We start from the raw sequence: 18,663 nt of genomic DNA, 5'->3' as shown, positions 1-18,663 counted from the left end.
CTCGCGAGGAAGGTTCGCAGCCGGTCGCGATCGCTGTCAACCGCTTGCCGCAGGTCTGTCCGGTTGCCGACAACGGCGCCGCCCCGGGCGGGACGGGGCGGCGCCGCGACCGGTCAGCCGGTGATGGTGATCTTGAACGTGCTGGTCGTGTTCCTGATGTCCTGGAAGTTGTTCGAGAACCGCAGGTTGTGGAAGGTCACCGCGCCCACCGCCGGACCCTGCCCCGGCTCGGGCAGCTCGTTGGCCCACAACCCGAACCCGGACTTCGCGTCGAACGCGTCACCGCTCTTGCGCGCCCCGCTGATGGAGATGTTGCGGAACTCGGTGTCCTGGATGGGGTTCTCCGGCGTGGAACCGGTGTACTTGGTCTGGAACATGATGCCGCTGTAGGTCGGGTCGATGATGTCCACGTCCTGCACCCGGATGCCCCGGAACGGCTTCGACGCGGAGAACAGCCAGATCGCCGGGAACGTCTGCTGACCCCAGAAGTGGCCGCCCGCGCGGACCAGGGTGATCCCGCTGAACGTCGTCGGGTCGGGCCCGAAGCCGTTCATGGGGTAGCCGAAGTCCAGCGAGCTGATCGTGACCCCGGAGTACACCAGCGTGTCCGCGATGTAGATGTCGCGGAACGTGTTGAGGTACCCGCCGTAGACCGCGAGGCCCGCCGCGCGCCAGGTGAGCAGCGAGGTCAGGTTCTCGTAGACGTTGTTCTTCTCGTCCGCGCCGCCCGCGTCGATCGCGGAGAACAACGCGAAGCTGTCGTCACCGGTCGAGCGGGCCTCGATGTTGGACACCCGGTTGTCCGTGCTGCCGTTGGTCATGTTCAGGCCGTCGGCGAAGGTGTTGCGGATGCGGGAGTCCTTCAACGTCATGAAGTCGGTGTTCGCGCCCCAGTACAGGCACACCATGTGCTCGGCCCACAGGTTCTCGATGGTGATGTTCGAGACGTTCTGGAAGTCGAACACCTTGCCGGGACCGTCGATGCGGCTGGTGTAGTTGCCGAAGTAGGCGAAGCCGCTGAACAGCGACCCGTTGGCGGAGGCTTCGGCGCGAAAGCCCACGTCGGTGTTCTCCTGGCCGGACGGGGCGAAGAACCGGGTGAACCACGGTCCCGCGCCGACCACGCGCACCGGCTTGCCGTAGACCTGGAACTTCTGCCCGGTCTCGTACCGGCCCGCCGGCAGGTACACGCCCAGGAGGGCGCCGCTGGTGTCCATGCGGAACCGGTCGAGCGCGTTCTGCACGTCCTGGTGGGAGAACCCGGTCGGCGTGACGTACCGGGCGGGGTCGGGGTTGGGCCGCGCGGTGGCGACCTCGAAGTTGACGAAGTCGATGGCGTAGGCCGTGGTGTTGGCCGCGTCCTTCTGCAGCTTGATCCGGGTGCCGGGCGGGAACGTGCTGCCCAGCAGGAGGTTGGCCTCGTCGTAGATGTGCCGCGGCCCGCCCTCGCCCGGCGAGTTGCCCGGCGCGGCTTCGTTGCCGTAGAGCCAGATGTGCCGCGAGGTCAGGTCGAGGGCCTTGTGGAACGTGCCGTTGACGTAGACGTTGAGCGTGGCGTTGATGCCGCCGCCGCCCGGCGCGTCCGGGATGGAGAACCGGGTGACCAGCGTGTTGGTCGGCACGGTGGTGGTGAACTCGACCGACGCGCCGGTGCTGTTCAGCGTCACCGCGCGCCGCCCGGACGCCTCGCCCGCCAGGTCGCCGATGGTGCGGTTCGGGCCGATCTTGGCCGCGCCGCCCGCGGTGACGCCGTCCTCGGCTTCGACGTGCGTCCACGGGACGTTCGCGCCGCGGCCGATGAACAGCGGCTGCTCGGTGGTGTTGTTGCCCTGCTTGGCGGGGATCTCCCGGGCGTCGGGCGTGATCACCGTGCGGACGGTGTACTTGCCGTTGGCCGCGGGCCAGGTGCCCAGGGTGATCGGGGCGGTGGTGGCCCCGGCCGCGATGGAGGCGTTGTGGGACGCGGAGAACGTGCGGACGGTGCTGCCCGTCGAGGCGTCCAGCAGGGTGAGCGTGACGGTGTGCCCGCCGCTGGTGGCGATGGTGCCCTGGTTGCGCAGCGCCACGGTGAAGGTCGTGGTCTGGCCGGCCGACGGGTTGCCGGGCGACCAGCTCACCGGGGCGGCCAGCAGGTCCGGGCTGGGGACGGGCGTGACGGTCAGCCGGGTCGGGTGGACGCGGGCGTTGTTGGTCTCGTTCCGCTCGGCGACCTTCCGGGTCTCGTCCACCTTCGCCGTGTACTCGTACGACCCCTCGGCGCGCGGTCCGGCGTTGAAGGTGACGGCGGCGGACGCGCCCGGTTGCAGCGCGCCCACCTGGGCGGCGCCGATGGCGTCGGCGCCCAGGAAGAAGGTGACGTCGGTGGCGGTGGACGCGGCGTTGCCGGTGTTGTGGACGGTGGCCGAGAGCGTGACGGCGTCGGTCTCGACCGGCGCGGCCGGGGTGAAGGCGGTGTCGGTGACGGTCAGGTCCGGGTTGGGCGCGGGGGTGCCGAACACCTGGAACTCGGCGACCTGGCCGCCGGGCGCGCCGGAGTTGGCGGTGAACCGGAGCTGGACGTCGGCCGCGCGGCCGGAGACCGGGATGGCGACGGTGTTGCCGGACGCCGGGTTCCACGTGTAGTCGCGCGCGGGCACCAGGCTGGTGAAGGTGGACGCGCCCTGCTCACGGCCCAGCACTTGGACGTTCTGCGTGCGGGTGCCCCAGGTGGAGTCGGGGTCCAGGCGGAGGGTGACCGAGCTGAGGTCGGCGTTCGCGCCCAGCTGCACGGTGAGCGTGTTCGGGTAGGTCGAGCCCTCCCAGTACGTCTTCACGTTGTCGTCGTTGGCGTTCGCGGCGGCGTAGGTGTGGGTGTGCCCGGAGGACGTGATCGGCTTGCCCTTGGCCAGGTTCTCGCCGGTCGTGCCGCTGCGGGTGACGCTGTTGCTGGGCGGTGAGGTGTTGCCGGCGGCGTCCCTGGCGACGACGTGGTAGGTGACCGCGAGCCCGTCGGGCTGGGTGTCGGTGTAGGACGTGCCGGTGACGGTGGTGCGCAGGGTGCCGTTGGCGTGGACGTCGTAGCCGGTGACGCCGACGTTGTCGGTGGCGGCGGTCCAGGTGAGGCGGATCTGGCCGGCCTGGGGCTGGGTGTAGGCGAGGTTGGTGGGCGCGGTCGGCGCCTGCGTGTCGCCGCCGGTGGGGCCGTGCAGCTCGAACTCGCCGAGCTGGCCCGCGGGCCACCCGGTGTTGCCGGTGATGGTCAGCCGCACGTGCCGGGTCGTGGCGGCGGTGAACTCGATGGTGACCGTGTTGCCGGTGGCGGGGTTGAACGTGTAGCCGGCCGATGGGACGAGGTCGCTGAACGACGTGCCGTCGAGGCTGTGCTGGACGGCGAGGGTCTGGGTGCGGGTGCCCCAGTTGGCGGTGGGCAGCTTGAGCACGAGCCGGTCGACCTTGGCGGTGGTGCCCAGGTCGGCCTGGATCCACTGCGGGAAGGCGTTGTTGCGGCTCTCCCAGTAGGTGGCGGCGTTGCCGTCACCGGCGTTGGCCGGGTGGTAGACGTCGTTGTGGCTGCCGGCGGTGTAGCTGGCGGCGAGCTGGACGCCGGGGCCGGCTTCGCGGACCTCCAGGCTGGCCGATTCGCCGACGACCCGGACGTGCCGAACGAGGGTGGGGTCGAGGTCGAGTCTGGTGGGGTTGCGGCCCAGCCGGTGCGAGCGGCTGGGGACGAGCGTGGCGTAGGAGTGGCCGTCGAGGCTGCCCTGGACGGCCAGCGTGCGGTCGCCCGTGTCGAGCGCGGTGAGGCTGATCTGGTCGATGCGCGTGGGGGTGCCCAGGTCGAGGTGCGTGACAGGGGCGGCGTGCGCGGGAGCCGTGACCAGGGACAGGGCGGCCAACGAGAGGACGGCGAGCAGGGCAGGGGCACGTGTCGTCGGTGACATGTGGTTGTTCCCGTCTTTTGTCAGGAAGTTCCGCTCGGTTGTCGAGTTTTTGCGCCGATGGGTCCGCAGAGTTGCAGACGGCTGAGGCGAAAGTCAACGGTTCAGACCAGCGGGCGACGGTGGTCGGGCGAGAGCGGAAACTTCCTCGTGAACGGCGTCCGGCCGCCGACCTACGCTCGCCGTCATGGGAGGTGGGAGGCGGTCCGGGGACCCGCGGGCGGAGTTCGCGGCGGCGGTGGCGGGCTTGCGCGACCGGCTGCCGGACCTGACCGACGAGGGGCTGGCGCGGCGGGCCGGCGGGGTGACGCTGCCGTCGGGTCGGCGGGTCGCGGTTGACGCGCGCCGGCTCGGCGAGTGGACGAGCGGCCGGTCGGTGCCGCGCGACTTCGACGTGGTGTTGGCCCTGGTGCTGGCGACCGGCGGTTCGGGCCAGGTGGCCCGTCTGCGCGAGTTGTGGCGGGCGGCCCGGAGCAAGCGCGCCGCGACGGACCCGGCCCCGCCGGCGGACCCGGGCAGGCCTTCGGCGGGTGCTCTCCCGGCGGCGGCGCGGCTGGTCGTCGGGCGTCCGCCCGGTCCCGCGGCGGCGTCGCGCGCTCGGCCGGCACTCGCCGCCGTGGTCGATTCCGCGCTGTCGCAGTCCCATCGCGTCGTGCTGACCGGTGGCGGCGGGGTCGGCAAGTCGCAGTTGGCCGCCGCCGCGTTCCGCCAGGCCGGGTGCGAGGTGCTCGTGTGGGTGTCGGCCGCCGACCGCTCTTCGGTGCTCGGCGGCTATGCCCGTGCTTGGCGCGCGCTGGGGGAGACTTCCGATTCCGACGACGTGGCGGCCGACCGGTTCTTGGAGTGGCTGCGCTCGACGCGCACCCCGTGGCTCCTGGTGCTGGACGACCTCGACGACCCGGCCGTGCTGTCCGGGCTGTGGCCCGAGGGCGACGGCCGGACCCTGGTGACCACCCGCCGCCGGGACGCCGCGTTGTTGCGACCGGACGTCCGTGTCGTCCCGGTCGGCGTGTTCACGCCCGAGGAGGCCACCGACTACCTGGTGGACCGGCTGTCGGTCGATCCCCGGCACGACCTCCCCGACCTGGCGGCGCTCGCGGACGCGCTCGGCCGCCACCCGCTGGCGTCGGCCCAGGCGGCGGCGTTCCTCATCGACTCGGGGTTGGACGTCCCCGCCTACCTCGCCCGCCTGGCCGACCGCCGCCACCGCGTGGCCGACCTGCTCCCCGCGACCTCGCCGGGCGACGAGCACGACGGGACCTTCGCCGAGGCGGTGGCGTTGTCCGTCGAACGCGCGCGGACGCTGTCGCCGGGTGCGCCGGCGATGCTCGAAGCGGTGTCGTTGCTTGCGCCCGACGGCATCCCGGACGACGTCTTGTTGCACGGACGCGACCTGTCGGCCCTGCGCGCCCTGCACCGCCTCAACCTGGTCACCCACCGGGACGGCCGGGTCCACGTCCACCCGCTGGTGCAGCGGGCGGTGCGCGACCTGGTCGTCGTGTCGCCGGCGGTCGAGCTGGCCGACTCCCTCGACCACGTCTGGTCCGGCGCTTCCCCTGACGCGGCAGCCGACTTGCACCGCTGTGCCGAGGCCCTCGTCCACGCCGCCGGCGAGCACCTGTGGCAGGCCGGGCACCCGTTGCTGCGCCGCGTGAACCTCGGGCGGCCCGTCGCCGCGTGACCACGTGGCGCCGTGCACACCTCTTGCGCATTATCTGACCAAAAGTGCATGATTGCGCGCAGTTGAGCGCAATCTTGAACAGGCGGTGCGCGGTGGGTCTGGTGGTCGGGGTCGATGTGGGCGGGACGGCCACCAAGGCCGTGCTGGTCGACGGCGACCGGGTCCTCGCGCACGCCTCGACGCCGACGCCGCGCCCGGGTCCGAACGTCGTCGGGGAAGTGGTCGACGTGGTGTCCGGGCTGGTCGGCGAGCTGGACCCGGCCGGGGGCGCGGACGTCGGCGTGGTCGTCCCGGGGATCGTGGACGAGGCGCGCGGCGTCGCGGTGTGGTCGGAGAACCTGGGCTGGCGGGACGTGCCGTTCGCCGCCCTGCTGACCGACCGGCTCGGCCGCCCCACCGCGTTCGGGCACGACGTGCGCGCGGGCGGGCTGGCGGAGTCGGCCGCCGGCGGCGGGCGCGGCGCGCGGGACTCGCTGTTCCTGCCGATCGGGACCGGCATCGCGGCGGCGCTCGTGCTGGGCGGCCGGGTGCACGACGCCGGCGGGTACGCCGGCGAGATCGGGCACGTGGACGTCGGCCACGACGAGCCGTGCGCCTGCGGCCGGCGGGGCTGCCTGGAGGCGATCGCCTCGGCGTCCGCGATCGCCCGCCGCTACGCCGCCCGCACCGGCCGGGCCGCCGAAGCCGTGGACGTGGCGCGGCTGGTCGACGCGGGCGACGCCGACGCCCGGCGCGTGTGGGACGACGCGGTGGACGCGCTGGCGCGAGCGCTGGCGTGGACGGCGAGCGTGCTCGCGCCGGAGGTGGTGGTCGTCGGCGGCGGGCTGTCCGCGGCGGGCGCGCTGCTGCTGCGACCCCTGGACGAGGCGCTGCGCGAGCGCCTGACCTTCCAACGCCGGCCGCGCCTGGTGGCGGCCGAACTCGGCGGGCTGGCCGGCTGCCGTGGCGCGGCCCTGCTCGCCGCCAAGAGGAGTGCATTGTGCTGAGGCCCACCGCCGCCATCGTCTCCGCCGCCGTCGCCGGCGGCCACGGGGTCGGAGCGTTCAACGTCATCCAGCTCGAACACGCGTCGGCGATCGTCGCCGGCGCCGAGCGGGCGGGCACCGCCGTGCTGCTGCAGATCAGCGAGAACTGCGTGCGCTACCACCGTTCCCTCGCGCCGCTGCTGGAGGCGGCGCTGGCGGTGGCGGCGGAGTCGTCGGTGCCGGTCGCGGTGCACCTGGACCACATCGAGTCCGTGCCCTTGGTGCGCGAAGGGTCGTTGCACCGCATCGGGTCGGTGATGTTCGACGCCTCGACCGCGCCGTACGAGGAGAACGTGCGGGTGACCAAGGAGGTCGCTCGGTTCTGCCACGCGCGGGGGATCTGGGTGGAGGCCGAGCTGGGCGAGGTCGGCGGCAAGGACGGCGTGCACGCGCCCGGCGTGCGCACGGACCCCGGTGAGGCCAAGGAGTTCGTCGCGGCGACCGGTGTGGACGCGTTGGCCGTCGCGGTCGGCAGTTCGCACGCGATGACCACCCGGGACGCCGCCCTGGACTACGACCTGATCGCCGCGATCCGGTCCACTGTGGACGTCCCGCTGGTGCTGCACGGATCGTCGGGCGTGTCCGACGAGGGCTTGCGGCGCGCGGTCGAGGCGGGCATCACGAAGGTGAACATCTCCACGCACCTCAACAAGGTGTTCACCGACGAGGTCCGCGACCGGCTCGGCGACGCGAAGCTCGTGGACACCCGCAAGTACCTGGGTCCGGCGCGCGACCGCATGGCCGGTGAGGTGGCGCGGCTGCTGGGCGTGCTGGACGCGGTGCCCGCCGGGAGCGTCCGGTGATCCTCACCGTGACCCCGAACCCGGCGCTGGACGTCAGCTACCGGGTGGCGCGGCTGGCGCCGGGCACGACGCACCGGGTCCGGTCGGTGCGGGAACGGGCCGGCGGCAAGGGGTTCAACGTCAGCCGGGTGCTGCACGAGATGGGCATCGCGACGCTGGCCGTCGGGCCGGTGGGCGGCGTGCTCGGCGAGTCGCTGCGCGCGGACCTGGTGGCGTCGGAGCTGCCGCACGCGCTGCTGGTCGTGGACGCGCCGACGCGGATGACCGTGGCCGTGGTGGACGACGACGACGCGACGTTGTTCAACGAGGCCGGGGCGGCGCTGCTGGACAGCGAGTGGGACAAGCTGCTCGACCTGGTCCGCGCGCGGCTGCCCGAGGCGTCGGCGCTGGTGTGCTCCGGCAGCCTGCCGCTGGGCACGCCCAAGGACACCTGCGCCCGGGTCGTGGCGGCGGCCCGGGGCGCGGGGGTGCCGGTCGTGGTGGACACCAGCGGCCCGGCGCTGCTGGCCGCCGCGTCCGCCGGGGCCGACGTGCTCAAGCCGAACGCGGCCGAGTTGCGCGAGGTCGTGGACAGCGCGGACCCCTTGGCGGGCGCGGAACGCCTGCGCGCGCTGGGTGCCGGCGCGGTGGTGCTGTCCCTGGGGCCGGAGGGGCTGATCGCGGTGACCGGCGAGGGCCGGTGGCGGGCCGTGCCGCCGTTCCCGGTGCGCGGCAACCCGACCGGCGCGGGCGACGCGGCCGTGGCGGCGCTGGCGAACGGGCTGGTGGAGCAGTCGTCGTGGCCGATGCGGTTGCGCGCGGCGGTCGCGTGGTCGGCGGCGGCCGTGGCCGCGCCGGTGGCGGGCAGCGTGGACGTGCCGTTGTTGCGCAAGCTGCACGACGAGGTCCGTGTCGAGACGCTGTGACGGCGTGTTCAGCGGATGCACTTTTGCGCATCTGTAATGTGCATTAATGTTCATGCACAGGAGGTAGCCCGTGAATCGGTACGAGCGGTTGAACGCGCTGCTGGAGCTGCTGGCCGAGCGCGGCAAGATCGAGGTCGACGACATCGCCGAGGAACTGGCGGTCTCCGGCGCGACGATCCGCCGCGACCTCGACCACCTGGCCGAGCAGCAACTCCTCACGCGCACCCGCGGCGGCGCGGTCGCCCACTCGGTGGCCTACGACCTGCCGTTGCGGTACAAGACCGTGCGCCGGGCAGGGGAGAAGCAGCGCATCGGGCGGGCGGCGGCGGAGCAGGTGCACCGCGGCGCGGTGGTCGGCATGAACGGCGGCACCACGACCACCGAGGTGGCGCGGGCGTTGATGACCAGCGCCGACGTGGGCGGTGCCGAGGGCGACGGGGTGATCACCGTCGTGACGAACGCGTTGAACATCGCCAACGAGCTGGCCGTGCGCCCGCAGGTCAAGCTGGTGGTGACCGGCGGGGTGGCGCGGCCCCAGTCCTACGAGCTGATGTCGCCGCTGGCGAGCCGGATCCTGAGTGGTCTGAGCCTGGACGTGACCTTCCTGGGCGTGGACGCGATCGACCCGGACGCGGGCGCTTCGGCGCACCACGAGGGCGAGGCGGACATCAACCGGATGCTGGCGGAACGGGCGCGCAAGGTCGTGGTGGTGGCGGACTCGTCCAAGATCGGGGCGCGGGCGTTCGCGTCGATCTGCCCGATCACGCAGGTGCACGTGCTGGTGACGGACACCGACGCGCGCGAGGAGGACGTCCGGCGGTTCCGCGAGCGGGGGGTCGAGGTCGTCCAGGTGTGACGGTCGGCGCTGGTTGTTCGGCGGGTGAGCGATTTTGCGCAAAACTGCACACCCCACCCGCCACACCGCGACCCCCGATCGTGCGACTGGTGTAACGGACCCGGTCGGGGCACCGACACACGGCCCAAGTCGAGCCGTGAGGAGTGCCCTTTGTCCGAGCCGACCAACACCCCGGACGCCTCTGGTGGGTTCCGCCCGTTCCGCAGCACGCAAAGCGGTCCCTGCACCGGCCCGGCGTGGGACGAGAACATCTATGCGAAAGCGTCGCTGCACCGCATCACGTCCTCGCCAACGGTGGGGGAAGCGCAGGCGCAGGCGATGACCGAGGCCGTGGTGCTGCTGCATTCGCTGCGGCGGCTGCTCACGTGGACGTTGATCATCTTGCCGCTGCTGGCCCTGGCCCTCGGTGTGACGCTGGTGGTCGTGCTGGACGGGGCCGCGTGCACGCCGTCGCTCTACAACCGGTGCTGATCGCGGTTCGTGCATCACCACGTCCGTGTTAGGCATCTGGTTGGCATGGGTGTGGTTGCGGAACAATCCTGCGCCGTGGGCGAGGACAACGCATCGCTGCTCTCCGCTGCCGCTCGGGGCGACCAAGCGGCGTGGAACGAGTTGGTGGCTCGGTACACACCCCTGTTGTGGTCCGTCGCCCGGGGTTTCCGGCTCGGGACCGCCGATTGTGCCGACGTCGTGCAGAACACGTGGCTCAAGCTGGTCGAGAAGCTCGGCACGGTGAGCGATCCGGAACGGCTCGCGGCCTGGTTGGCGACCACCGCTCGGCGGGAGTGCCTGCAACTGCTGCGCCGGGCCGAACGCCGTCGCGCGGCCGACGAGGAGCCGCCGGACGTGGCCGACGACGCGCCTGCCCCGGGCGACGGCCTGCTGCTCGCCGAACGGGACGCCGCCCTGTGGCGGGCCGTGGACCGGTTGCCGGACGCGTGTCGGCGGTTGATCCGCCTGTTGATGGCCGACCCGCCGCCGTCCTACGTCGAGATCGCCCGCGTGTTGGACATCGCGGTCGGCAGCATCGGGCCCTCCCGCGGCCGGTGCCTGGACCGCCTGCGCAAGCTCGCCGAGGAGATGTGATGGACGACGACGAGCTGGTCGAGCGCCTGCGGTCGATCGCGAACCGGGTGGACGCCGTGCCCGACTGGGTGGAGCGGGCCGCGCGGGCCGCGCTGACCACCCGGCGGCTGGACGAGGAGCTGGCCGAGCTGGTGCACGACTCGTGGGACGCCCCGCCGCTGGTCCGCTCCGGCGCGGACGACGTGCACCTGCTGGCCTTCGAGACCGGGGACGTGTCGGTGGACGTCCAGGCCGAGGGCGGCGGGTTGCGGGCGCTGGTCGGCGGGGTCTCCGGTGAGGTCGTGGTGGAGACGCCGGTGGGGCAGCGGCGGGTCGGGATCGGCCCGGACGGGTGGGTCGCCGTGCCCGAGCTGCCGCACCGGACCGTTCGGCTGCGGCTGACCAGGGAGGACGGGCGGGCCGTGGTCACTCCCTGGTTCACCGCCTGACACCTCAGGGCACGCGCCACTGCTGCGCGCCGGTGCCGTTGCAGTCGTAGATCTGCAACTGGACGCCGTTCGCCGTGTTGCTGTTGGGCACGTCAAGGCACTTGCCGGACGGCGGGTTCACCAAAGCGCCGGCACGGGGCCACCACTGCTGCGCGCCCGTGGCGTTGCACTCCCACAGCTGCACCTTGGTCCCGTTCGCCCGCCCGCTGCCGCTGACGTCCAGGCACCTGCCCAGGGCACGGACGGTGCCGTCGGAGGCCAGCGTCCACTGCTGCGCCGGCGTGCCGTTGCAGTCCCACAACCGCACCGGGGCGCCGTTGCCCGCGATGCTCGGGTCCGCGTCGGCGCACTTCGACGCGAGTCCCGTGATGGCACCCGCCCGCGGCGGGTACGGGCCGACGTCGTGGGACGGCGGCGCGTCGCCCGGGGCGCTGCCCCACGACGTGGGCGTGGCTCCCAGGGTGAAGTCGACCGTGCCGCCATCCGCGACCAGGGACGCGGGGAGCCAGGGCCGCGACGAAGCCGCCCCGTTCACGCGCAGCGACTGCACGTATTTCGCCGTGTCGGACGCGCCGGGAGCGTTGATGGTGATCGTGCGGCCGTCGCCCCGCGTGATGCGGGCGGACGGGAACTGCGGGCTGGCCAGCACCAGCTCGGCACGACCGGGCGTCTGCGGGTACATGCCCAGCGCCGCCCACACCGCCCACGACGACATCTGGCCGAGGTCGTCGTTGCCCACCAGACCCTCCGGCGCGGGCCGGAAGATCGACGTCAACGCCCGGCGCACCACGTCCTGCGTCTTGGCGGGCGCACCGGCGTAGGCGTAGGCCCACGGGGTGTTGAGGGTCGGTTCGTTGCCCAAGTACGCGTACGGCTTCTTGGGTCCGGCGTTCAGCTCCGTGAAGAACGTGTCCAAACGGGACACGACGTTCGCGTTGCCGCCCATGGCGTCGAACAGCCCACGGTGGTTGTAGGGCACCATCCACGTGTACTGCGCGGCGTTGCCCTCGACGTACTCGTTCTCCTGCGTCGGGCTGAACGGCGGCCACGACAGGTCGGTGTTGCGGGGTTTGAGGTACTTCGCGCCGGATTCGAAGATGTTGCGCCAGTTCTGGGCGCGGCGAAGGAAGTTCTCGGCGGTCGCGGCGTCGCCCAGGCGTGCGGCGAACTGGGAGATGGCGAAGTCGGCGCTGGTGTACTCCAGGGTGGTGGCGGCCGAGCCCCACACGTCCGGCAGGCCGGTCGGGACGTAACCGTAGTTGTTGAACTGGAGCCACCCCGGACGTTGGCGGATGTCGTTGACGCCGTTGACCATGCGGGTGAGGGCCTGGGCGGTGTCGAACCCGGTGCCGCCGAACGCGTGGATGGTGGAGACGATGACGGCCATCGGGTCGCCGTTCATGACGCCCGTGCCGCCGTTGGCGACGGTCCAGCGGTCGAAGTAGCCGCCCTGCGCGGCCTGGTTGACCGCGGACTGGGCGATGTCGGCGGCTTCCCGGGGAGCGAGCAGGGCGATCAGGGCTATCTGCGAGCGGTAGACGTCCCAGCCGGAGAAGTTCGCGTACTGGGTGGTGGCCGTGGTGTGGACCTGGCCGTCGAACCCGGTGTAACGGCGATCCACGTCGCTGAACACGTTCGGGTGCAGGAGGGAGTGGTAGAGCGCCGTGTAGAGGGTGCGGAGCTGGGTGGTGGTGCCGCCGGTGACGTCGATGCGGCTCAACCAGCCGTTCCACGCCGCGCGGGACTGCGTCCGGACCTCGTCGAACGTCTTCGTGCCGGTCTCGGCGGCCAGGTTCGCCTTCGCGCCGTCGAGGCTGACGAACGAGATGCCGATGCGCGCGGTCACCGTCGTCGCGTCGAACGACACGAACGCGGCGGCGGCGAACGGCTGCACGTCCTGCGTGGTGGCGGGCGGCGGCGGGACGTGCCGGCTGCCGGGTGTCTTGGGCGCGGGCGGCACGCTGCCCCGGCTGCTGCCCTCGACGCTGCGGCGGGTGGTGTCCACGGTGTCGCCCTGGACGACGCCGGCCGTGCTGAACGGGCGGTCGAACGTGACGTGGAAGTGCAGTCGGTAGCGGTTGCCCGTGCCGCAGAACCCGCCGCTGTCGGTGTACCCGGACAGCGTGTTGGCGCCGACCGTGATGGAGCCGCTCGCGGCGTTGAAGGCTCGGGCGGCGTCCACGGACAGGGAGGCGCGTTGCCCGGCCGGGTAGGTGAAGCGGGCGACGCCCGAACGCTGGTTCGCGGTCAGTTCGGTGCGGATGCCGTTGTCGAACGCGACCGAGTAGTAGCCGGGGCTCGCTTGTTCGTTGGTGTGGCTGAAGGTCGAGTGCGCGACCGGACTCGTGCCGAGGACCGGCATGAACGGCACGTTGCCGAAGTCGCTGCAGCCGGGGCCGGACAGGTGGGTGAGGCTGAAGCCCCGGATGCGGTTGTCGTCGTAGTGGTAGCCGCCGTGCTGGTGGGTGACCGTGTCCGGGCTCCACTGGAGCATCCCGAACGGCGCGACGGCCCCCGGGAAGGTGTTGCCCGCGCCGCCGCCGTGCCCGAAGTCGGGGCCGCCGGGCCTGGTGCCGACGAACGGGTCCACGTGCTGGGCGGGGTCGGTGATAGCCGTGGCGGTGCCGGACAGCGGCACGGCGAGGGCCGCGATGGTCAGGAACGCGACCGCTGCGGAGTGCAGGCGCATGTGGTTCCTCCCGCAGGGTGAGGAGGTGTGACAACGTTGTCACCTGCGATTTTCCCACCCGGGCGGCCGGCAGCGGTACCCGCCGCCCGGGTCAACCGGCTAGAGCGGCGCGGGGGAGTTCGCCTCGGGCACGAGCACGGCGGGCGTGCCGGTCCCGTCGGCGGGCACCGACCAGACGTCGTTCACGCCGTCGGCGCGCTGCATCCCGTAGGCGATGGTGGACCCGTCGAGCCACGCCGGTTGGTCGTCCACCGACCGCGTCTCGGCGAGCGGCGTGATCGCGCGGGTGGCCAGGTCCATCACGGAGATCCGCCACCCCCGCTGCGGGTCGCCGTTGACCGCCGCTTTGTAGGCGATCCGGGTGCCGTCGGGAGACAGGGACGGGCACTCGACGTTGTCCACCAACGGTTTCACCGTCCGGCGCGCGAAGTCGCCCTCCACGAGGTAGCGGTGGCCGCCGGTGGACATGGTCGCGTAGAAGCGGTTGTCGTCGGAGGTGAAGGTGACGCCCCAGAAGTTGCGGTCCGCCCCGGCTTCGCCGTCCACGGTGAACTCTTCGAGGTTCCGCACCAGGGTCCCGGTGGTCACGTCCAGGATGCCCGTGCTGGTGGAGAACCCGTTGGCGGCGTAGGAATGGCCGTCCACGAACAGGGTCCAGCCGACCATCCGGCCGCTGGCCGACACGCGTGTCCGGTTGGGGAACCCGGTCAGCGGGACCGTGCGGACGACGTTCAGCGACGAGTCCAGCACCGCCAACTCGCCGGCTTTCACCGCGCCCGCCGGGCGCAGGCACGAGATCGTGCCGCCGGCGGCGTAGGCGCGGTCGCAGCGCTGCTCGGTCACCTCGCGCGGGCCGGCCGGGTCGGTGCGGGAGACCGTGGACAGCGTGCCGTTGCTCAGCACCTGGAGCTTGGGGCCCGTCACGGGTCCCGAGGACACGGTGCTCGACGGCGCGGCGGACAGGGCGGTGTAGCCGACGGCCACGCCGCCGAGCACGAGAGCGGCGACGGCGGTCACGGCGATGCGGGTGCGGGTGGTGGTCATGAGCGGCGTCCGAGGAGTCCCAACGTGGCGAACAGGGTCAGCGCGACGCCGATCGCGGCGGCGCGGGTGGCGGCCTCCGGGCCCCAGTGGTGCCAGGCCAGGCCGAACAGCACCGACGAACCCAGGTAGGCCAGCGCCTGCCCGGTCTGGACGAGCGCGATGCCGGTGGTGCGCAGGTGTTCGGGCAGCAGCGGTCCGGCCAACGCCATCAACACCCCGTCGGTGGCGGCGTAGAACACGCCGTACAGCAGCACGACGACCACGACCAGCGGCCACCCGCCGAGCGGGCCGAACAGCAGCAGGTACGCGGCGGCCAGGCAGGCGTACCCGCCGAGCATGACCGGCAGGCGGCCGACGCGGTCGGCCAGCGCGCCCAGCGGCGCGGCCAGCAGCAGGTAGACCAGGCTGGTGCCGACGGCCAGCAGCGGGAACCAGCCGATGGCCAGGTTCTCCCGCTTCTGCAGCAGCAGGTACACGAACCCGTCGCCGATGGTCGCCAGGCCCAGCACCACGGCCGCCAGCACCACCCGCCGGACCTTGTCGTCCCGCAACAGGTCCACGAACGCGGACGGTCGGACCGGCGTGGACGGCACGGGGGAGCGGTGGTCGCGGACGAACACCACCAGCAGCACCACGCCCATCGCGGCGACGCAGAAACTGGTGACGAACACGGAGTCGAACGAGTTCCCGGCCACGGCGAGCACCGCCAGCGCCACCAGCGGGCCGAGGAACGCGCCGACCCCGTCCATCGCGCGGTGCACCCCGAACGCCCGCCCGAGGTCCTTCTCCGGTGTGGCCAACGTGATCAACGCGTCGCGGGGCGCGGTCCGCAGCCCCTTGCCCGCGCGGTCGGCGGTGATCACCCCGCCGAGCAGGGCGGTGGACGTGCCGGCGAACAGCAGGCCGAGCTTGGCCACGGCGGACAGCCCGTACCCGAAGCCCGCCACGGCCTTGCGCTTGGTGGTGCGGTCGGCGAGGTAGCCGCCGACCAGGCGCAGCAGGACCGTCGCCCCGGTGTAGAGGCCGTCGATCGCGCCGTACGCGGCGGGGCTGAGCTGGAGACCGATGACCAGGTACAGCGGCAGGACGGCGGTGACCATCTCCGACGAGACGTCGGTGACCAGGCTGACCGCGCCCAGCGCGAACACGGTGCCGCTCAGGCCCTTCCAGCCGGCGGTCTTCGGGCGGTCGATCGTGGACAGGTACACGGCGAGGCCTCCAACCCGAGGGGTGCCGCACCCGGCCCGAGGGTGACCGGGTGCGGCGGGGTGCGACTAGTGGCAGGACTGCGTGCCGCTGTCGGAGTAGGTCTTGCCCGACTGCGGCACGAACTGCCAGTCGAAGCTGTTGCTGCGCAGGGTCAGCTTCAACACGCCGTAGGTGTCGCTGTTGCGCGCCTCGCTGTTCGGCTTGATCGTGCCGAACCCGTAGTGGCTGGCGCCGCCCATGCCCGCGACGAATGTGCGGATGCCGCGCGCGGTGTCCAGGCCGCCGCTGGGGTTCTGCGGCGCGAACCGCTCGTACTGGTGGTTGTGGCCGAAGATCACCACGTCCGCGTTGTGGTCGTACAGCGCCTGGAACAGCGGGCGCGTCGCCGTGGACGGGGCGTGGTTGGCGCCCGAGGTGAACAGCGGGTGGTGCCAGTAGGCGGCCGTGCACGGCTTGGTGTTGTTCGCCAGGTCGTTGCGCAGCCAGGTCTCCTGGGCCGAACCCGCGGCCATGCTGATGTTGGAGTTCAGCGACACGATGTGCCAGTTGCCCAGGTCGTAGGAGTAGTAGCCCTGGCCCGACGGACCGGCCTGGGCGCCGAAGTAGTCGTAGTACCCCGACGCGCCCGAGGTGTGGTAGTCGTGGTTGCCCGGCGACGGGCGGGTGCGCGCCTTGTGGCGGCCCCACGTCGGGTCGTAGTAGTTGGCGAACTCCGCGGCGGTGCCGTCGTTGTAGACGTTGTCGCCGGTGGTGAAGACCGTGCCCGGGATGTTGTCCAGGAGCGCGGCGGTGGCGCTGTCACCCGAACCGGAGTTCGAGATGTCGCCCGCGCCGACCAGCACCGGGTCACCGCTGGGCGGCGCGGTGGTGGTCGTGGTGGTGCCGGTGGTGACCACGAGCTGCGGAGCGGTGGTCGAGCCGGACTCGCGGGAGTCGTAGTCCGCGCCGTCGCTGCTGGAGGACGTGACGCCGATGCTGAACGTCCCGTTGCCCTTCACGTAGGAGGTCACATCGACCTCGTACCAGGCGTTCTGGGCGACCGAGCCGAGCGAGCCCAGGGTGGCGCCGTCGATGGCGGGCTGGTTGGCGTAGGTCACCCCGGTCTCCGACCAGGTGGTGTTGGTCATCGACCGGAACGTGCCGCCGTTGGGGCTCGCGGCACCGGTGACGTTGTCGGTGTGGAGGCGCAGCTTCGCGCTGGTCACCGTGCCGGAGACGTTCGACACCACGAACTTCAGGAACATCCGCTTGATCGGCGAGTTGTCCACGCCGAGCTGGCCGGAGGTGCCGTAGTTGGTGCCGGTGGCGGTGCTGTCCACGTACGTGTCCGCAGTCGGGGCGAACGTGGCCGTGGCCGCCGAGGCGGTCGGGAGGTGGTCGGAGGAGGCGACGACGGTGAGGGTGGCAGCGGTGACGACGCCGACGGCGACGACCGCTAGGGGGAGCCTGGCCTTGCGACCCTGCATACCGAAACCCTTCGCTTGCTGATGTGCCGGACAAGGGCCCGGCGAACGGTAGGGACGCGTGGGCACGGTGCGGTGATCACCCGGCGGCGGGATGGTGAACTGCGCGATAACGGCGTCACCCGGGGAGGATGACGTCGTTGTCGTTGTGAACGACCCTCGGGAGGGCTTGCGCATGTACGACGTCGTGCTGTTCGGCGCCACCGGCTTCACCGGCCGGCTCACCGCCGAGTACCTGGCACGCCACCTGCCCGAGGGCGCGAGCTGGGCCCTGGCGGGCCGCGACCGCGCCCGCCTGGACGCCGTCCGCGCGACCCTGAACGGCCCGGGTGGCGGCTCGGCCGGCGAACCGGACGTCCTGATCGCCGACGTCGGCGACCCGGCGTCCCTGCGCGCCGTCGCCGAGTCCACCCGGGTCGTGATCACGACGGTCGGGCCGTACATCCACTACGGCGACGGCCTGGTCGCCGCGTGCGCGCGGGCCGGGACGGACTACGTGGACCTGACCGGCGAACCCGAGTTCGTCGACCGGACCTACCTGCGCCACCACGAGACGGCCCGGGAGACCGGCGCGCGGCTGGTGCACGCGTGCGGGTTCGACTCGGTGCCCTACGACCTGGGCGTGCACTTCACGGTCGGCAGGCTGCCGGCGGGCGTGCCGCTGACCGTGGAGGGTTTCGTCACCGCGTCCGGCACGTTCTCGGGCGGCACGTTCCACTCGGCGGTGACCGCGTTCTCCCGGTGGCGCTCGATGGCCGGCGCGGCCAAGCGGCGCCGCGCGGTGGAGGGCCGGCCGCCCGGCCGGGTCGTGCGCGGCAAGCTCGACGCGCCCAGGTTCGACCGCCGGGTGGGCGCGTGGGTGCTGCCCGCGCCCACCATCGACCCACAGGTGGTGCTGCGCTCGGCCGCGGCACTGGACCGCTACGGACCCGCGTTCACCTACAGCCACCACATCGCGGTTCGCCGGCTGCCGACGGCGGTGGGCCTGGTAGGCGGGGTGGGCGCTCTGATGGGCCTCGCGCAGGTGCCGCCCGTGCGGCGCTGGTTGCTGGACCGCCGCAAGCCGGGGTCGGGCCCGAGCGAGGCGCAGCGGGCGCGGTCGTGGTTCAAGGTGCTGTTCTACGGCGAGGGCGGCGGGCAGCGCGTGGTGACCGAGGTGTCCGGCGGCGATCCCGGGTACGGCGAGACCGCGAAGATGCTCAGCGAATCGGCGATGTGCTTGGCTTTCGACGAGTTGCCGCAGACTTCCGGGCAGGTGACCACCGCTGTGGCCATGGGCCACGCTTTGACCTCCCGGCTCCTCAACGCCGGCATCTCTTTTCGTTCTCTTTGAGCTTCACTTTCGCGCTTCGCTTTCTTGGACGCTGCGCTTGCTTGGACGCGCTTCGCGCTCTCAGGACTTACGCGCTGACGCGCTCTCAAGATCAAAAGCGCCTCGCCGGCGGGCAGGCCCCCGGGGGTGGGAAGGGCGTCGGTCTGTCCCCGTACGGCCTGCCGGAGGCAACCACCCTTTGGTCTTCTCCGCAACCGGAAAAGCTGGTTGCGGAGAAGACCAAA

The 18,663-nt window shown here is 72.1% G+C and carries 14 protein-coding genes; 9 read left to right on the top strand and 5 right to left on the bottom strand.

Features of this window, described 5'->3' with window-relative positions; translation table 11 throughout:
* Window positions 1-113: 113 nt before the first annotated feature.
* Window positions 114-3,920 (bottom strand): discoidin domain-containing protein, encoded by a 3,807-nt coding sequence (locus AB0A74_RS32415; protein WP_358255478.1) that lies wholly within the window; start codon window positions 3,918-3,920, stop codon window positions 114-116.
* Between the two features lie 184 nt (window positions 3,921-4,104).
* On the opposite strand from AB0A74_RS32415, the gene AB0A74_RS32410 reads away from it, so the two are divergent.
* From AB0A74_RS32410 to AB0A74_RS32375, 8 genes are all read left to right on the top strand, one after another.
* Window positions 4,105-5,598 (top strand): NB-ARC domain-containing protein, encoded by a 1,494-nt coding sequence (locus tag AB0A74_RS32410; RefSeq protein WP_358255476.1) that lies wholly within the window; start codon window positions 4,105-4,107, stop codon window positions 5,596-5,598.
* A gap of 101 nt (window positions 5,599-5,699) precedes the next feature.
* Window positions 5,700-6,584, top strand: coding sequence for an ROK family protein (locus tag AB0A74_RS32405; protein WP_358255474.1), 885 nt, complete (start codon window positions 5,700-5,702; stop codon window positions 6,582-6,584).
* Window positions 6,578-7,426, top strand: coding sequence for a class II fructose-bisphosphate aldolase (locus tag AB0A74_RS32400; protein ID WP_358255472.1), 849 nt, complete (start codon window positions 6,578-6,580; stop codon window positions 7,424-7,426). Before AB0A74_RS32405 ends, AB0A74_RS32400 begins: the two co-directional genes overlap by 7 nt.
* A complete protein-coding gene (locus AB0A74_RS32395) occupies window positions 7,423-8,331 on the top strand; it encodes a hexose kinase (RefSeq protein WP_358255470.1) in 909 nt (302 codons plus the stop codon). Before AB0A74_RS32400 ends, AB0A74_RS32395 begins: the two co-directional genes overlap by 4 nt.
* Window positions 8,332-8,401: 70 nt before the next feature.
* On the top strand, window positions 8,402-9,187 hold the full coding sequence (locus tag AB0A74_RS32390) for a DeoR/GlpR family DNA-binding transcription regulator (RefSeq protein ID WP_343931590.1): 786 nt from the start codon (window positions 8,402-8,404) through the stop codon (window positions 9,185-9,187).
* A gap of 150 nt (window positions 9,188-9,337) precedes the next feature.
* Complete coding sequence (locus AB0A74_RS32385; RefSeq protein WP_358255468.1) at window positions 9,338-9,658, top strand: hypothetical protein; 321 nt, start codon at window positions 9,338-9,340, stop codon at window positions 9,656-9,658.
* 75 nt (window positions 9,659-9,733) lie between these two features.
* Window positions 9,734-10,273 (top strand): sigma-70 family RNA polymerase sigma factor, encoded by a 540-nt coding sequence (locus tag AB0A74_RS32380; protein ID WP_358255466.1) that lies wholly within the window; start codon window positions 9,734-9,736, stop codon window positions 10,271-10,273.
* Complete coding sequence (locus AB0A74_RS32375; RefSeq protein WP_358255464.1) at window positions 10,273-10,701, top strand: hypothetical protein; 429 nt, start codon at window positions 10,273-10,275, stop codon at window positions 10,699-10,701. The genes AB0A74_RS32380 and AB0A74_RS32375 overlap by 1 nt, the downstream gene beginning before the upstream one ends.
* Before the next feature lie 4 nt (window positions 10,702-10,705).
* Here AB0A74_RS32375 and AB0A74_RS32370 read toward each other — a convergent pair whose 3' ends face one another.
* From AB0A74_RS32370 to AB0A74_RS32355, 4 genes are all read right to left on the bottom strand, one after another.
* Entirely contained in the window at window positions 10,706-13,390 is a 2,685-nt protein-coding gene (locus AB0A74_RS32370) for a lectin (RefSeq protein ID WP_358255462.1), read from the bottom strand.
* Between the two features lie 99 nt (window positions 13,391-13,489).
* Window positions 13,490-14,434: a hypothetical protein gene (locus AB0A74_RS32365; protein WP_358255460.1), complete on the bottom strand. Its 945-nt coding sequence runs from the start codon at window positions 14,432-14,434 to the stop codon at window positions 13,490-13,492.
* Complete coding sequence (locus AB0A74_RS32360) at window positions 14,431-15,642, bottom strand: MFS transporter (RefSeq protein ID WP_358255458.1); 1,212 nt, start codon at window positions 15,640-15,642, stop codon at window positions 14,431-14,433. Before AB0A74_RS32360 ends, AB0A74_RS32365 begins: the two co-directional genes overlap by 4 nt.
* A gap of 66 nt (window positions 15,643-15,708) precedes the next feature.
* Window positions 15,709-17,109, bottom strand: a complete 1,401-nt coding sequence (locus AB0A74_RS32355; RefSeq protein WP_358255456.1) for a DNRLRE domain-containing protein — start codon at window positions 17,107-17,109, stop codon at window positions 15,709-15,711.
* 172 nt (window positions 17,110-17,281) lie between these two features.
* On the opposite strand from AB0A74_RS32355, the gene AB0A74_RS32350 reads away from it, so the two are divergent.
* A complete protein-coding gene (locus AB0A74_RS32350; RefSeq protein ID WP_358255514.1) occupies window positions 17,282-18,439 on the top strand; it encodes a saccharopine dehydrogenase NADP-binding domain-containing protein in 1,158 nt (385 codons plus the stop codon).
* Window positions 18,440-18,663 lie beyond the last annotated feature (224 nt).

Origin of the sequence: Saccharothrix sp. NPDC042600, from assembly GCF_040647305.1 — a bacterium.
Taxonomy (GTDB): domain Bacteria; phylum Actinomycetota; class Actinomycetes; order Mycobacteriales; family Pseudonocardiaceae; genus Actinosynnema; species Actinosynnema mutabilis.
This window is presented reverse-complemented; position numbering and strand designations above follow the sequence as displayed.

Coding starts and splice junctions, on each gene's coding strand:
- AB0A74_RS32415 (WP_358255478.1), bottom strand. CDS start 3,920: ATGTCACCGACGACACGTGCCCCTGCCCTGCTCGCCGTCCTCTCGTTG.
- AB0A74_RS32410 (WP_358255476.1), top strand. CDS start 4,105: ATGGGAGGTGGGAGGCGGTCCGGGGACCCGCGGGCGGAGTTCGCGGCG.
- AB0A74_RS32375 (WP_358255464.1), top strand. CDS start 10,273: ATGGACGACGACGAGCTGGTCGAGCGCCTGCGGTCGATCGCGAACCGG.
- AB0A74_RS32370 (WP_358255462.1), bottom strand. CDS start 13,390: ATGCGCCTGCACTCCGCAGCGGTCGCGTTCCTGACCATCGCGGCCCTC.
- AB0A74_RS32365 (WP_358255460.1), bottom strand. CDS start 14,434: ATGACCACCACCCGCACCCGCATCGCCGTGACCGCCGTCGCCGCTCTC.
- AB0A74_RS32355 (WP_358255456.1), bottom strand. CDS start 17,109: ATGCAGGGTCGCAAGGCCAGGCTCCCCCTAGCGGTCGTCGCCGTCGGC.
- AB0A74_RS32350 (WP_358255514.1), top strand. CDS start 17,282: ATGTACGACGTCGTGCTGTTCGGCGCCACCGGCTTCACCGGCCGGCTC.